The organism is Micromonospora sp. NPDC047134, assembly GCF_040643455.1.
GTDB lineage: Bacteria > Actinomycetota > Actinomycetes > Mycobacteriales > Micromonosporaceae > Micromonospora.
The window spans coordinates 1-14130 of the sequence record NZ_JBEYUI010000002.1 but is presented as its reverse complement, the minus strand read 5'-3'; the positions used below and the strand labels follow the sequence as shown (position 1 = coordinate 14130).

Annotated in this window: 15 protein-coding genes; 7 read left to right on the top strand and 8 right to left on the bottom strand. The window is 69.6% G+C overall.

Going from position 1 to position 14130, the window contains the following annotated elements; all coding sequences use genetic code 11:
* The first annotated feature begins 115 nt into the window (after positions 1-115).
* Complete coding sequence (gene glpX / locus ABZ795_RS02960; protein WP_327022730.1) at positions 116-1147, top strand: class II fructose-bisphosphatase; 1032 nt, start codon at positions 116-118, stop codon at positions 1145-1147.
* Between the two features lie 64 nt (positions 1148-1211).
* Positions 1212-2168 (top strand): DMT family transporter, encoded by a 957-nt coding sequence (locus ABZ795_RS02955; protein WP_357528989.1) that lies wholly within the window; start codon positions 1212-1214, stop codon positions 2166-2168.
* A 9-nt stretch (positions 2169-2177) separates the two neighbouring features.
* Here the strand turns inward: ABZ795_RS02955 and ABZ795_RS02950 are convergent, their stop codons facing one another.
* From ABZ795_RS02950 to ABZ795_RS02930, 5 genes are all read right to left on the bottom strand, one after another.
* Positions 2178-2831 carry a rhomboid family intramembrane serine protease gene (locus tag ABZ795_RS02950; RefSeq protein ID WP_327022731.1) on the bottom strand — a complete coding sequence of 218 codons (654 nt, stop codon included), beginning with the start codon at positions 2829-2831 and terminating at the stop codon, positions 2178-2180.
* Between the two features lie 146 nt (positions 2832-2977).
* A complete protein-coding gene (locus ABZ795_RS02945; RefSeq protein WP_357528352.1) occupies positions 2978-3658 on the bottom strand; it encodes a transglycosylase SLT domain-containing protein in 681 nt (226 codons plus the stop codon).
* 285 nt (positions 3659-3943) lie between these two features.
* Positions 3944-5359 (bottom strand): PhoH family protein, encoded by a 1416-nt coding sequence (locus ABZ795_RS02940; RefSeq protein ID WP_357528350.1) that lies wholly within the window; start codon positions 5357-5359, stop codon positions 3944-3946.
* A 363-nt stretch (positions 5360-5722) separates the two neighbouring features.
* Positions 5723-6058 carry a hypothetical protein gene (locus ABZ795_RS02935; protein ID WP_357528348.1) on the bottom strand — a complete coding sequence of 112 codons (336 nt, stop codon included), beginning with the start codon at positions 6056-6058 and terminating at the stop codon, positions 5723-5725.
* Between the two features lie 28 nt (positions 6059-6086).
* Positions 6087-6431 carry a hypothetical protein gene (locus ABZ795_RS02930; RefSeq protein ID WP_327022735.1) on the bottom strand — a complete coding sequence of 115 codons (345 nt, stop codon included), beginning with the start codon at positions 6429-6431 and terminating at the stop codon, positions 6087-6089.
* A gap of 264 nt (positions 6432-6695) precedes the next feature.
* Between ABZ795_RS02930 and ABZ795_RS02925 the strand changes: the two genes are divergently transcribed.
* From ABZ795_RS02925 to otsB, 3 genes are all read left to right on the top strand, one after another.
* Positions 6696-7139 (top strand): helix-turn-helix transcriptional regulator, encoded by a 444-nt coding sequence (locus ABZ795_RS02925; RefSeq protein ID WP_327022736.1) that lies wholly within the window; start codon positions 6696-6698, stop codon positions 7137-7139.
* Positions 7140-7299: 160 nt separating this feature from the next.
* Entirely contained in the window at positions 7300-7653 is a 354-nt protein-coding gene (locus ABZ795_RS02920) for a hypothetical protein (RefSeq protein ID WP_357528346.1), read from the top strand.
* Positions 7654-7720: 67 nt separating this feature from the next.
* On the top strand, positions 7721-8545 hold the full coding sequence (gene otsB, locus ABZ795_RS02915; protein ID WP_327022738.1) for a trehalose-phosphatase: 825 nt from the start codon (positions 7721-7723) through the stop codon (positions 8543-8545).
* 19 nt (positions 8546-8564) lie between these two features.
* On the opposite strand, the gene ABZ795_RS02910 is transcribed toward otsB, so the two are convergent.
* The 3 genes from ABZ795_RS02910 to ABZ795_RS02900 all read right to left on the bottom strand — a co-directional run bounded on the left by ABZ795_RS02910 (position 8565) and on the right by ABZ795_RS02900 (position 12157).
* A complete protein-coding gene (locus ABZ795_RS02910; RefSeq protein WP_327022739.1) occupies positions 8565-9335 on the bottom strand; it encodes an isoprenyl transferase in 771 nt (256 codons plus the stop codon).
* A gap of 90 nt (positions 9336-9425) precedes the next feature.
* Positions 9426-10277 carry a hypothetical protein gene (locus ABZ795_RS02905; protein WP_357528344.1) on the bottom strand — a complete coding sequence of 284 codons (852 nt, stop codon included), beginning with the start codon at positions 10275-10277 and terminating at the stop codon, positions 9426-9428.
* 32 nt (positions 10278-10309) lie between these two features.
* The gene (locus ABZ795_RS02900) at positions 10310-12157 is read right to left on the bottom strand and encodes a phosphoenolpyruvate carboxykinase (GTP) (protein ID WP_357528342.1); all 1848 of its coding nucleotides are present in this window, start codon (positions 12155-12157) and stop codon (positions 10310-10312) included.
* A 416-nt stretch (positions 12158-12573) separates the two neighbouring features.
* Between ABZ795_RS02900 and ABZ795_RS02895 the strand changes: the two genes are divergently transcribed.
* Together ABZ795_RS02895 and ABZ795_RS02890 are read left to right on the top strand one after the other, a co-directional pair.
* Positions 12574-13101 carry a GtrA family protein gene (locus tag ABZ795_RS02895; RefSeq protein WP_357528987.1) on the top strand — a complete coding sequence of 176 codons (528 nt, stop codon included), beginning with the start codon at positions 12574-12576 and terminating at the stop codon, positions 13099-13101.
* Positions 13102-13164: 63 nt separating this feature from the next.
* On the top strand, positions 13165-13881 hold the full coding sequence (locus tag ABZ795_RS02890; RefSeq protein WP_357528341.1) for a GtrA family protein: 717 nt from the start codon (positions 13165-13167) through the stop codon (positions 13879-13881).
* Positions 13882-14130: the final 249 nt, after the last annotated feature.

The window sequence follows — 14130 nt, the reverse complement described above, 5'->3', positions numbered from 1 at the left end:
TCACCGCCCCGCCCCCGCTCCGCGTCCGCCATCGTGTGAGGATCAGGGACACCGCCGGCAGCTGCCCACTGTCGGCCCGGTCAACCCCGCACCGCCGCGAGGAGGAGCCGTTCAGATGACGACCACCAGGACGCGTACCCCACAGAATCTCGACCGCAACCTCGCTCTCGACCTGGTCCGGGTCACCGAGGCGGCAGCGATGGCTGCCGGCCGGTGGGTGGGACGGGGCGACAAGGAGGGCGGCGACGGCGCCGCCGTCGACGCCATGCGCAAGCTGATCAACTCGATCCCCATGCGCGGGATCGTGGTGATCGGCGAGGGCGAGAAGGACAACGCCCCGATGCTCTTCAACGGGGAAGAGGTCGGTGACGGCAGCGGCCCGGAGGTGGACGTCGCCGTCGACCCGATCGACGGTACGACCCTGATGAGCAAGGGGATGCCGAACGCCCTGGCGGTGCTGGCGGTCGCCGAGCGGGGTGCGATGTTCGACCCCAGTGCGGTCTTCTACATGGAGAAGCTCGCCGTGGGACCGGCCTACGCGGACGTCGTCGACATCAACGCCGGTGTCGCCGAGAACCTGCGCCGGATCGCCAAGGTCAAGGGCACCAGCGTCTCCGAGGTGACGGTCTGTGTGCTCGACCGGCCCCGCCACGACGGCCTGGTCGACGACATCCGCCGGGCCGGTGCCGGCATCCGCTTCATCTCCGACGGCGACATCGCCGGTGCCATCGCCGCCGCCCGCGGGGAGTCCGACGTCGACGTGCTGATGGGCATCGGCGGCACCCCCGAGGGGATCACCGCGGCCTGCGCCCTGAAGTGCATGGGCGGGATGATGCAGGCCAAGCTCTGGCCGCAGGATGAGGCCGAGCGGGAGAAGGCGCTGGCCGCCGGGCACGACCTGGACCGGGTGCTGACCACGGACGACCTGGTCACCGGCGACAACTGCTTCTTCGTGGCCACCGGGGTCACCTCCGGTGACCTGCTGCGGGGGGTGCGGTACCGGGCCGGTGGGGCGTACACCCAGTCGATCGTCATGCGGTCCAAGAGCGGCACCATCCGGGTGATCGACTCGTACCACCGGTTGGAGAAGCTGGCGCTCTACTCGGCGGTGGACTTCGACGGCCGGCCGTTGGCCGAGCAGGCGTGAGCGGGTACGACAGACGAACCCCCACGGGGGCCAGGGAGTGAGCCAGCCCCGGACGTCGCCCTCCGTGGGGCGCCGGGTCGGCGCGGTGGCCCTGGCGGCGGTGGCCGGAATGGCGGTGGCCGTCCAGTCGCGGATCAACGGCGAACTGGGCGTACGCCTCGGCGACGGCCTGGCCGCGGCCGTGATCTCCTTCGGGGTCGGCCTGCTGCTGCTGATGGTGCTGCTGCCGGCCACCCGCAGTGGGCGTCGCGGGCTGGCTGCCCTGCGGGACGCCCTGGCCTCGGGTGCCCTGCGCCCCTGGCAGTGCCTGGGCGGGGCCTGTGGAGCCCTGCTGGTGTTCACCCAGGGGGCCACGGTCGGCACCCTGGGGGTGGCCGCTTTCACGGTGGCGGTGGTAGCCGGGCAGTCCGGCAGCAGCCTGGCGGTCGACCGGGCGGGCATCGGCCCGGGTGGACGGCAGCCGGTGACCGGCACCCGGCTGGCCGGTGCGGTCCTGACCGTGGTCGCGGTGCTGCTGGCCGTCGGCGGTCGAGGGCTGGAACCGGAGACCCTCGGGCTGATCGCGCTGCCGCTGATCGCCGGGATCGGGGTGGCCTGGCAGCAGGCGGTGAACGGTTGGGTCCGGGTGGCCAGCGGCAGCACGCTGACCGCCACCGGAGTGAACTTCGCCGTCGGGACCAGCGTCCTGCTCGTCGCCTTCGCCGTCAGCCTAGGGGTACGCGGCGTACCCTCGGGCAGCCTGCCGACCGAGCCCTGGCTCTACCTGGGCGGGCTGGTCGGGGTGTCGTTCATCGCGGTCGCCGCCGCGGTGGTGCGGCTCATCGGCGTACTCGTGCTCGGGCTGGCCACCATCGCCGGCCAGGTCATCGGTGCGGTGCTGCTGGACGTGGTGCTGCCCACGGCCGCCTCGCAGCCCGGCCCGCGGACCTTCCTGGGGGCCCTGCTGACCCTGGTCGCCGTCGCGGTCGCCACCCTGGGCGGTCGGCTCCACGCCCTGACCGGACGCCGAAGGCCGCGGTGAGGGTACGGCTCAGGGCATGGTCATCGGCGACTGGGAGCCGTACGGGTCGTCGTACTCCGTACGTCGACGGCGGAAGATGATCGCCGCCACGATGCCGCCCAGCAGTCCGAACAGGTGCCCCTGCCAGGAGATCCGTTCGTCCGTCGGCAGGACGAGCGCCAGTTGACCGCCGTAGAGCAGGCCGACCAGCAGGAAGACGGCGAAGTTCCACCAGCTGCGCTCGAAGATGCCCCGGGTCAGCAGGATGCCCAGGTAGCCGAAGATGACCCCGCTGGCCCCGACGACGATCGTGTTGGGCGACCCGGTGAACCAGACACCCAACCCGCTGGCCAGGACGATCACCAGGGTGGACCAGAGGAACCGCCGGGCGCCGGCGGCCAGCACGAAGGTGCCGAGCAGGATCAGCGGGATGCTGTTGCTGTAGAGGTGTTCGAAGCCGTGGTGCAGGAAGGGTGAGAAGAAGACCCCGTCGAGTCCCTCGATGCGTTGCGGGATGATGCCTGCGGCGGCGTCGAAGCCGGCACCGAGCCAGGTGTCCAGGCCCTCGATGAGGAAGAGCACCGGCACCACGGCGCACATCGCGACGAAGGCCCGGCCGATGGACGCATAGAAGGCTTCCGTGCCGAACCGGTGCGGGTCGCCGTTGACAGGGTGCAGGGTCACCTGTCAACAGCTATCAGCAAACTCCGGCAGCCGCCACTCTTCGCCCCAGGGCACCGCCCCTCGGCATACGGTCGGCACGGACAGCACGGGGTCGGCGGGAACCAGGGAGACACCCCTTCGTTCCCGCCGACCCGGCGGTCAAGCGGTCAGTACCAGCCGCGGTTCTGCGAGTGGTTCCAGGCGTTGCACGGCGTACCGTGGCGGCCCTTGATGTAGCCGAGGCCCCACTTGATCTGGGTGACCGGGTTGGTCTCCCAGTCCGCGCCGACCGTGGCCATCTTGCTGCCCGGCATGGCCTGCGGGATGCCGTGGGCGCCGGAGCTGCTGTTGTGGGCCCGGGGGTTCCAGCCGCTCTCCTTGTTCCAGAGCCTGTCCAGGCAGGGGAACTGGTCGATCTTAAAACCAGCGTCGATCATCAGGGCGCAGCCGGTCTTCCGGTGCCCGCTGTACTCCTTGCAGGAGGCCGGGACCGGTCCGTCGTACGGCTTCAGGGCCCGGGCCCGAGCGGCGGCAGCCTCCTTGGCGGCCTTCTCCGCAGCAGCCTTCTTGCGTGCCGCCTCCTCGGCCTTGCGGGCCTTCTCGGCGGCCGCGCGGGCCTGCTTCCTGGTCTCGGCGGCCTGCTGACGCACCGCCCGTAGCTGGCGGGAGACCTGCTGCTCCTGCCGGTAGTCGACGTCGATCTCGGTGACACTGCCGGCCACCTGCGCGCCCGGATCCGGGCGCGGCGTCTGGCGGTCATCGCTGAGGTAGAAGCCGCCGGCGATGCCCCCGGAGAGCAGCACGACAGCGACGCCACGAGCGGCGAACCGGCTCCACAGCCGACTCACGTGGTGATCCCTTCGTCGGGGTCAGGGACACGGGGTGACCCAGCCCACCGGCCGAAGCACACCGCGAGCGCCCGTGACCGGCTTCCCGGTCACCGTGGCCGCACCTCCTACACCCGGTGATCATCCGTCTCCCTCAGGGGAGGTGACGAATGGCCACCAACGCTTCCAGCGGTACGTGAGCGCCGTGGGACACGATCGCGCACAGTGAGGCGGTTGGGAAACGCCCAGACTGTATTGTGACGTGGGTCACTTGCAAAATGCAGGTAAACACGCCCTAAAAGGTCATCATTGCGGGATGTCCTCCAGCAGATCGGTCACCATGGCGGCGATCGGGGACCGCTCCGAACGGCTGAGGGTGACATGCGCGAAGAGTTGATGCCCCTTGAGGGCCTCGATCACCGCGGTCACTCCGTCGTGCCGGCCGACCCGGAGGTTGTCCCGCTGGGCGACGTCGTGGGTCAGGACCACCCGGGACCCCTGGCCGATCCGGGAGAGCACCGTCAGCAGGACCCCCCGCTCCAGTGACTGGGCCTCGTCGACGATGACGAAGGCGTCGTGCAGGCTGCGCCCGCGGATGTGGGTCAGCGGCAGCACCTCCAGCAGACCCCGCGAGGTGACCTCCTCCAGCACGTTCTCGTGCACCACCGCACCCAGGGTGTCGAAGACCGCCTGGGCCCAGGGCGACATCTTCTCCGACTCCGAACCGGGCAGGTAGCCGAGTTCCTGGCCGCCGACGGCGTACAGCGGGCGGAAGACGATGACCTTCTTGTGCCGGCGGCGCTCCATCACCGCCTCCAGCCCGGCGCAGAGCGCCAGGGCCGACTTTCCGGTACCGGCCCGGCCGCCCAGCGAGACGATGCCGATCGACTCGTCGAGCAGCAGATCCAGGGCGATCCGCTGCTCGGCGGAGCGGCCGTGCACCCCGAACGCCTCCCGGTCGCCACGTACCAACCGGACGGTCTTGTCCGGCAGCACCCGACCGAGGGCGGACCCCCGGGTGGAGTGCAGCACCAGGCCGGTGTGGCAGGGCAGGCCGGCCGCGGCGTCCACATCGATGGCCTCTCCGGCGTAGAGCCGTCCGATGTCCTCCTCGGCCAGATCCAGCTCGGCCATCCCCGTCCAGGTCGGGTCGCTGGCCTGGCCGTGCCGGTACTCGTCGGCCCGCAGCCCGACCGAGGCGGCCTTGACCCGCAGCGGCATGTCCTTGCTGACCAGGGTCACCTCCCGCCCCTCGGCGGCGAGATTCAGGGCTACGGAGAGGATCCGGGCGTCGTTGGACTCGTTGCGGAAGCCCGGCGGCAGTACCCCGTCGTCGGTGTGGTTGAGCTCCACCCGCAGGGTGCCACCCTCGTCGTTGGCGGGCACCGGCAGATCCAGCCGCCCGTGCCGGATGCGCAACTCGTCCAACATGCGCAGCGATTTGCGGGCGAACCAGCCCAGCTCGGGATGGTGTCGCTTGCCCTCCAGTTCGGAGATCACCACCAGGGGCAGGACCACCTCGTGCTCGGCGAAGCGGTGGAACGCCGCCGGGTCGCTGAGCAGGACGGAGGTGTCCAGCACAAAGGACTGTCCCGCTGGTCGAGGCTCCCTGGTGTCGGCCGATCCGGCAGCCGCGCCACGGCGGCTCCGGGCGGTACGGCGGGTCGTGGCAGTCGCGTCCGAGCCCTGGTCGGCACCGGCGGTTGTACGGCGAGTGGTCACAGGCCTGCTCCGGCGGATGGGCACCCGGCCACCCGCGGTCCGCCTCCTCCGGTGCCCGACGGACACGGGGTCGGATGCGGGCCCCGTGCGCGAGGTCGCAGGCCGGGCGGGCCGGCTGGCTCGGGACAGTCCCGCGCCATGCCTAGACGCTAGCTGCCCGCACCCGTCCCGGCTAGAGCATGATTCAGGGGGTCGATCCGCTGGCCCCCACGACGAGCGGTGCACCGGCCGGGATGCATGCCCCCTGCGCGCACCCCGGCCGGTGGGACCACCGTCCCGGTCTGACGTGATCCCCCGCGGTACCCGCCCCAGCAGGGCGGTACCCCGCGGTCCTGGACGGTCCCGCAGGCCCGTCGACCGGTCTCAGCCGGTTCGTCGTACCAGGGCGCCGGTCGGGTGCCGCCCGTTGACCGAGGCGGTCGGCGTCGTGAACGACGATCCGGTGTACGTGGTGCCCGGGCGAGCCACCGCGGCGGGTGCCCGGGTGTTGCCCGGCCCGGTGACCGCCAGGGCGGTGGCGATCGCGGCCTGGGCGTCCCGGCGCCGCCGGTTCCAGGCCCCACGGTCACCGTCGAAGTAGCCCTGGCGGTAGCCGAAGCGGTAACCGATCCGGTAGCTGAGCTGCCCGTGCAGTCGCCCGGCGGCGTAGCTCGTCGCGGCGAGCACGACCACCAGGAAGATCGCGAGGAAAGGACTCATCCGGCGGCTCCGGTACCTCGCACGTTGTTCATCGTTCCTCCGGCTCGACAGTCGTCGGGTCGATCACCAGCAGCCGGTCCAGGTCGTCCGTACCGACCTCCTCCACCAGCTCGACGGTGATCCGGCAGCCGTCCATCACGACCTCGGCCACCGACGACCGCCGGATCTCCCCACCGGCCTCGTAGACCCGGACGCTGAGCTCCGGGCAGCCGAGGTGGGTCCGCCAGGCGTCCCACTCGGCCCGGTCACCGACGCTGAGCGAGAGGTAGCGGCATCCCCGGGCCAGGTAGAGCCGCCAGGGTGCGCTCAGCCCCGCGGCGACACCCTCCGCGACCAGACCGAAGGCCTGGGCACGGGTCGCGAGTTCGGTCACCACACCTCCCACGCAACGGGCGCGTGACGCAGGCGAGCACCCTTCGTCTCATGCACGTGACACACCGTAGGTTGTCCCATGGGCGTGACAGTATCAGCTTTTCGCATGTTTGCCCCGGCACCTACGTACATCTATCCTGCCCAGGTGAGACCCCTCAGGAGCAGTGATTGGCCGCCGTACGACCACCCACCACCAGCGTCACGTAAGCGTGACAGGGGCGCGCCGCGGCCCCCCACCCAGACTCAACGGTCGTACGGTCGCGAGGTGACCGAGACCGCCAACGCCCGGAAGATCGCCTTCGCCACCTTCGTCCGTCGGGCCCTGGAGGAGGCGCGCGCCACCCGGGCGTGGAGCGGCACCGAGGTCTCCCGGCGTACCGGGGTTTCCCGACAGACCATCAACCGCTGGGTACGCGGCGACTGGGCCAGTGACCCGGAGGCCGAGCGGGTGGTGGCGTTCTGTGACGGCCTTGGCCTCGACCCGGCGGCGGCCTTCGCGGCCCTCGGCTGGGACCGCACCACCTCCCGGCACCGGGCCGACCCGACACCCCCGCCGATGGATCCGGACGTCGAGGCCCTGCTGCGCCGCCTGGTCGACCCCGAGGTGTCGGACGCGGAGAAGTTCCACATCCGAGAAACCATCCGTTACCTCGCATACCGTCCAACTCTGCCGCCTGCCGGGCGAAAACGGGAAGAAGCGGCCAGCTAGTTCCTCAGATGGCGAAAGAACAGCAGGTCAGGCTCATTCGTTTCGCTACGGGGCGGGAACGGGCACGCTAGCGTCCGTATCTGTACTGCTTGGGCTCGTCGTCGGCGGGGGGACGGGACAAGGCCGAACCCAGCCCTGCGGGACAGAAGGAGGGTCTTTCATGACCCTGAAATGGTCGGCAGTCGTGGTCGCGACGATCTCGGTAACGCTCTGCGTCACCGGTAACGCAGTGACCCTGGCCCTCAACGGCGGGCAGCTTCCCCTGCTCGTCAACCTCTTCGCGCTCGCCGCGGCGAGCACCGCGATCGTCCTGGCCGTGCTGGCCGAGCTGCACGAGCGGCTCAACAACCGGGTCACCGCGCTCACCGAATTCCTGGTCGAGCGGCTGCGGGAGATCGAGGCGCAGACCGGCGACCGCAACGCCGGATTCGTGGAGGGCTACCTGCTCAGTCACGGTCAGGAGGCGGCCGTGGTGCCCTTCGGACGCCGAGGACGAGGAGCCGCCGAACGCTGAGCGCAAGGGCCGAACGAGCTCACTCGGGCCAGGATTCATCGCCGAAACCCGGGGTACGCTGTCGCGCGTGCCACCGTTGAATCTGGGCGACCAGCAGCCGAAGATCCCGTTGAATGCCGACCAGGCCTGGCGGGCCACCGCCGATCGGGCAGCCGAGACAGTTCTCTTCTTCGACTTCGACGGCACCCTCGCGCCGGTCGCCGACGACCCCACGAAGGTGCTGCCGGCGCCGAAGGTGCTGGCCGCTCTCGAGGCGCTGGCCCCGGTGGTGCGGCGGATCGCGATCGTCTCCGCCCGGCCGGTCGAGTTCCTGCGGGAGCACTTCGACGGGCTGCCCGGCGTGGACCTCTACGGCCTGTACGGGTTGGAGCACAGCCACTCCGGCGGCGAGATCGTCACCGAGCCGGCCGCCCTGCCGTTCGTGCCCACCATGAGCGAACTGGCCGAGCGGGCCCGAGCCGAACTTCCCGCCCAGGCCCTGGTGGAGTACAAGCGGCTGTCGGTGGCCCTGCACTGGCGTACCGCGCCTGCGCTGGCGGAGACGGTCGAGCAGTGGGGTAGGGCCCAGGCCGAGCGGCTGGGGCTGCGGGTGCAGGGCGGGCGGATGGTGCTGGAGATCAAGCCCCCGGTCGACCGGGACAAAGGCATGGTCATCGGCGAACTGGTGCAGGATGCCGGTGGCGCCTGGTACTTCGGCGACGACGTCTCCGACATCAAGGCCTTCGCCGCGTTGCGGGCCCGCGCCGCCGCGGACGCCGACTTCCTGGGGGTCTGCGTCGCCGTGGCCAACCCGGAGACCGGTGCCGAGGTCGCCGAGGCCGCCGACCTGACCATCGACTCCCCGGCCGCCCTGGGTGACTTCCTCACCGAGGCCACCCACCACCTGACCTGACGCCGGAGGACCCCGGCGGTCAGGCCCCGAAACGCCGCTGGCGGGTGGCGTACGAGCGCAGTGCGCGGAGGAAGTCGACCCGCCGGAAGTCCGGCCAGTTGAGTTCGCAGAAGTAGAACTCCGAGTGCGCCGACTGCCACAGCATGAAGCCGGACAGCCGCTGCTCCCCACTGGTACGGATGATCAGATCCGGATCGGGCAGACCACGGGTGTAGAGGTGCTCCGAGATGTCGTCGACATCGAGCGAGCCGGCCAGGTCCTCCAGGGTGCCGCCGTTGGCCGCATGCTCCAGCAGCAGCGAACGGACCGCGTCGGCGATCTCCCGGCGTCCGCCGTACCCGACCGCGATGTTGACCTGGGCACCGCCACTGCGCTCCCGGGTCCGCTCCTCGGCGGCCTTGAGCGCCTCGGCGTGGTGTGCCGGCAGCACGTCCAGGGCGCCCACCATCCGCAGCCGCCAGGGGTTGCCCGCCTCGGCCAGCTCGGTGGTCAGATCCTCGATGATCTGAAGCAGCGGATTCAGTTCCGCCGCCGGACGGGAGAGGTTGTCGGTGGAGAGCAGCCAGAGGGTCACGTGCCCGACGCCGGCCGCGTCACACCACCGCAGCAACTCCTTGATCCGCTCGGCACCCTTGCGGTGCCCGTCGTTCGGGTCCAGGAAGCCCATCTCCCGGGCCCACCTGCGGTTACCGTCGCACATCACGCCCACATGACGGGGCACCGGACGGCCCGCGAGCTTGGCCGTCAGCCGCCGCTCGTAGACGGAGTAGAGAAGTTTCCGCAGAGTCATCACTTGCAGAGTAGCGAGCCCTCGCGCCGGTGGGCGGGCCGGTGGCCGATACCGCGCACAGGCGGCAAAGGGCGGTCGAATCCCCCCAGGTCAGGACGAGGGTGTGGCGGTGGCTGCCCGGCGTACCCCGTACAGGGCCAGCCCCGCCGCGGCGACCAGTGGGGTGCCGTCGCGGATCAGACCATCCACACCGAGTAACCACCAGCACAGCGGTAGGTCCACGGCCAGGACGGCCAGGGTGATCACCACCAGCAGGGTGCCCGCCCACCGGCTGCCGCGCATCAGGAACGCCGTGCAGAACAGCACCAGATAGCTGGTGGCGATCCCGGCCGCCAGCCAGAACAGCACCGCGGGCAGCGCGAAGGGCCGCCCGTCCAGGATCGCCGCCCCGGCCACCAGGGCCGGTACGAGCATCAGCGGGCTGTAGGTGAAGGCGGCCACCCGGCTGGTCAGCAGCCAGGCGTTGGCCTCCGGCCTGCGGGGTGGGGTCTCCCGCCAGGAGATGCCGGACCGGTCGATGACCAGGCGGGGCCGGTGCCGCACCAGATGCTCCGCGATGGCCGGGGAGCGGTACAGCATCCAGACCACCATGGCGCACAGCAGGGTGAGCAGGGCGAAGCCGAGCAGGCCGGGCAGCGGCGGCACGCCGTGCCGGGGCACGATCAGGCGACCCACCGCGAAGACCGTGGTGATGGCGAGGATCAGGCCCAGCGGGCGGGCCACCGTACGCCCTCGTCGGACGTGACCGATCAGCAGCAGGAAGCCGAACGACCGCAGCATCGCCCAACCGGTACGCACCGCCAGCCCGAAGCCCTGCTCCGGGGCGTACCACCAGTTGAGCACCTCGACCACGACGGTGGCCAGGGCGGTCATGACTAGCAGCACGGTCATGGCCCGGACGGCGGACGGCCGCCGGACCTCGGTCTCGGCGGCCGTCCTCATGGGATCCGATGATGCCTCGAATCCCGCCTGGATCACACCCCGCGCGGCTGCTCCGCGTCGAGTCGGGCCCGCAGGGCGTCCAACTCCGCCCAGAGGACCCCGGGCAGCTTGTCACCGAACTTCTCGAACCACTCGGTGACCAACGGCAGCTCGTTGCGCCACTCGTCCGGGTCGACCTTGAGCGCGATCCGGACATCCTCCGGAGTCATGTCCAGGCCCTCGACGTCGAGGGAGTCCAGGGTCGGGACCATGCCGATCGGGGTCTCGACGGCCTCCGCCCGACCCTCGAGCCGCTCGATGATCCACTTCAGGACCCGGGAGTTCTCCCCGAATCCGGGCCACAGGAAGCTGCCCTCGGGGTCCTTGCGGAACCAGTTGACGTAGTAGACCTTGGGCAGCTTCGACTCGTCGCCGTCGGCGCCCTTGCCCATCTCGATCCAGTGCCGGAAGTAGTCACCGCCGTGGTAGCCGATGAACGGCAGCATGGCCATCGGGTCGCGACGGACCACACCGACCGCACCGGAGGCGGCGGCGGTGGTCTCCGAGGACAGGGTGGCGCCCATGTAGACACCGTGCACCCAGTCCCGGGCCTCGGTCACCAGCGGTACGGTGTCCCGCCGCCGGCCACCGAACAGGATCGCGTCGATCGGCACCCCGTTGGGGTCGTAGTAGTCCTCGGCCAGGATCGGGCACTGGGTGATCGGGGTGCAGAACCGGCTGTTGGCGTGCGAGGAGAGGCTGTCGCTCTCCGGGGTCCAGTCGTTGCCCTTCCAGTCGATCAGGTGCGCCGGCGGCTCACCCATCCCCTCCCACCAGATGTCGCCGTCGTCGGTCAGGGCAACGTTGGTGAAGATGGAGTTGCCCTTGTCCAGGGTCCGCATGGCGTTGGCGTTGGTCTTCCAGTCCGTGCCGGGTGCCACGCCGAACAGGCCGTACTCCGGGTTGACCGCGTACAGCCGGCCGTCCGGGCCGAACCGCATCCAGGCGATGTCGTCGCCGATGGTCTCGACCTTCCAGCCCGGGATGGTCGGCTCCAGCATGGCCAGGTTGGTCTTGCCGCAGGCCGAGGGGAAGGCCCCGGCGATGTGGTAGACCTTGCCCTCCGGCGAGGTGATCTTGAGGATCAGCATATGCTCGGCGAGCCAGCCCTCGTCGCGGCCCATCACGCTGGCGATCCGCAGCGAGTAGCACTTCTTGCCGAGCAGCGAGTTACCGCCGTAGCCGGAGCCGAAGGACCAGATCTCCCGGGTCTCCGGGAAGTGCGAGATGTACTTGGTCTCGTTGCAGGGCCAGGCCACGTCCTGCTGGCCCGGCGCCAGCGGGGCGCCGATCGAGTGCAGGGCCTGCACGAAATCCGCGTCGTCGCCCATCGCCTCGAGGATCTTCGCACCCATCCGGGTCATGATCCGCATCGAGGCGACGACATATGGACTGTCGGTGATTTCCACACCGAACATGGGCTTCTCGGCCTCGACCGGACCCATCACGAACGGGATGACGTACATCGTCCGACCGCGCATCGAACCGCGGTACAGATCCGTCATCGTCCGCTTCATCTCGGCCGGCGCCATCCAGTTGTTGGTGGGGCCGGCGTCCGCTTCGTCCACCGAGCAGATGAATGTCCGCTCCTCGACGCGGGCGACATCCGTCGGGTCGGTCCGAGCGTAGAACGAGTTGGGTTTCTTCTCGGGATTGAGCCGGATGAGGGTACCGGCCTCGACCAGTTCATCGGTGAGGCGGCGCCACTCCTGATCGGACCCGTCCACCCAGACCACCTGGTCAGGGGTGGTCAGCTCAGCGACCTCACGGACCCAGGCGAGCAGTTTGGGGTGGGACGTCGGGGCCTGATCGATACCCCGAACAGTGGCCGGAGCAACCATGACACATCTCCTTGTGGTCGACGCTGACCTGTCTATGGGATGCACGAGTCTTGGCGCGCGTTGTGCGTCGCCTTCGTGGAAACCTGGGATTGGGCTCAGCGTAAACCGAGGGACCTCCCCAGTCAGTGGGACTGGTTGTGAAGAACTGCACAAGGCGCGGGCACGCTGCCGCTTCACGGCCCTTTACCCGCTTTCGCGCGCAGTTTCACGCAAATCTTGCGGCGGGCCTCTATCCGCTCTACCCGACGGCGGCGCTTTGTCACCCGCTGGGAGGTAGTGGAATTCAACTCCGGATCGCTCAGACCCGGTTACGCTCCGTTGATGTCCGAGTCCACCGCCGCGCCGACGGACACCGCAAGCGGTCGATCCGCCGCTATAGGGTCACGAACCGGTACGCTCGCACGGTGGCCGCCACGATGACCGGGGAGCCAGGCCCCCGGCAGACCCGCACGGGTCTGATCCACTCCCTGCGCGACCGTTTTGGTCACCTCGTGCGTGAGATGAGCAAGTTCGCCACGGTCGGCGGTGTGGCCTTTGTCATCGACTTCGCCCTGTTCAACTACCTGATCGGCCCCGCCGGTGTGGAGCAGATCACGGCGAAGACGATCGCCACGGTGATCGCGGCCACCTTCGCCTTCCTGGGCAACCGCTTCTGGACCTGGCGGCACCGCAAGCGCTCCCACCCGGCGCGCGAGTACGCCCTGTTCTTCTTCTTCAACGCCGTGGGGTTGGGCATCGCGGTGGCCTGCCTGGCCATCAGCCGGTACGGCCTGGGCAGCATCTGGCCGGAGGTCTTCCAGACCCGGCTGGCCGACAACATCGCCAGCTTCGTGGTGGGCACCGGCCTGGGGACCCTGTTCCGATTCTGGTCCTACCGACGGTTCGTCTTCGTGGATCCGGGAACCCCTGTCGTCACGGAAGTGAACCGGGACCGCGGGGCGTGACCTGCCGCCCACCCGTCCGGCCGGAGCCTGCCGGCCCCAGCCCACTGCCCTAAGGTGTTACGCATGCCTCTTGTCCGTCTGCTGCCTGAGCGCTGGCAGAAGTTCATCCATGAGGCGCTCAAATTCGGCCTGGTCGGTGGCGTCAACACCGCAATCAATTACGCGGTGTTCAACGCCCTGGCACTCACCGTTTTCGTCGATGGCCAACTGAAAGCGACAGTGGTCGCCACAGTGGTGGCGACCATCACGTCGTATCTGATGAATCGGCACTGGACGTACCGAGATCGCCCCAAATCGGCCATGCAGCGGGAATACGCCCTCTTCTTCCTTTTCAACGGGGTGGGCCTGCTGATCGAACTCGGGGTCCTGGCCGCCGCCAAGTACGGGCTGGGCATGACGAGCCTGCTGGCGCTGAATGTCGCCAAGACCGGGGGCGTGGTGTTGGCAACCCTGTTCCGCTTCTGGTCGTACCGCACCTTCGTGTTCCAGTCCGCGCCCGCCGAGCCGAAGCAGGCCTGGCAGGGCCTGCCGCGCGACGAGTGGGACACCATGGCCGAGATGGATCCGGTGGCCGAACTCGCCGAATCCATCACCGAGCTGGAGGAAGAGGAGCCACCGGCCACCCGGCCCACCGGCCTGACCGCCCGGCCGCTTCAGCCCCGCGCCGCCGCCCTGAGCAGCGAGGACGAACTCACCGCCGCGCTGGACAAGGAACTGGAAGCCGAACTGGCCGCCGAACTGGCGCCCGCCCCGGCCCACCGCCGCTTCCGGCGGCGCTGATCCCGTACCTACGAAGAACGCCCGCCGTCACCGGCGGGCGTTCTCCTCGTGTTTTGACCATCGGGGGGATTTGTGGTGGTCGAGGTCTAGCGGAATGGGGAGGACCCTGTCCATGATCTGAGTTCTCACACAAAGATCATCAATGGGCAGGGTTCTCGATGAGCAGAGTAACGGCTACCGGTGCCGGTGACAGGGAGCTGGGCCGGATCTTGTTGGATTCGTGGCGGCGGGAGTTGTTCGAGGGTGTCC

Excerpts from the sequence above, each read along its gene's own strand:
- ABZ795_RS02920 (WP_357528346.1), top strand. The coding sequence starts at position 7,300 with ATGACCCTGAAATGGTCGGCAGTCGTGGTCGCGACGATCTCGGTAACG.
- ABZ795_RS02900 (WP_357528342.1), bottom strand. The coding sequence starts at position 12,157 with ATGGTTGCTCCGGCCACTGTTCGGGGTATCGATCAGGCCCCGACGTCC.
- ABZ795_RS02935 (WP_357528348.1), bottom strand. The coding sequence starts at position 6,058 with ATGAGTCCTTTCCTCGCGATCTTCCTGGTGGTCGTGCTCGCCGCGACG.
- ABZ795_RS02895 (WP_357528987.1), top strand. The coding sequence starts at position 12,574 with ATGACCGGGGAGCCAGGCCCCCGGCAGACCCGCACGGGTCTGATCCAC.
- glpX (WP_327022730.1), top strand. The coding sequence starts at position 116 with ATGACGACCACCAGGACGCGTACCCCACAGAATCTCGACCGCAACCTC.
- ABZ795_RS02905 (WP_357528344.1), bottom strand. The coding sequence starts at position 10,277 with ATGAGGACGGCCGCCGAGACCGAGGTCCGGCGGCCGTCCGCCGTCCGG.
- ABZ795_RS02890 (WP_357528341.1), top strand. The coding sequence starts at position 13,165 with ATGCCTCTTGTCCGTCTGCTGCCTGAGCGCTGGCAGAAGTTCATCCAT.
- ABZ795_RS02910 (WP_327022739.1), bottom strand. The coding sequence starts at position 9,335 with ATGACTCTGCGGAAACTTCTCTACTCCGTCTACGAGCGGCGGCTGACG.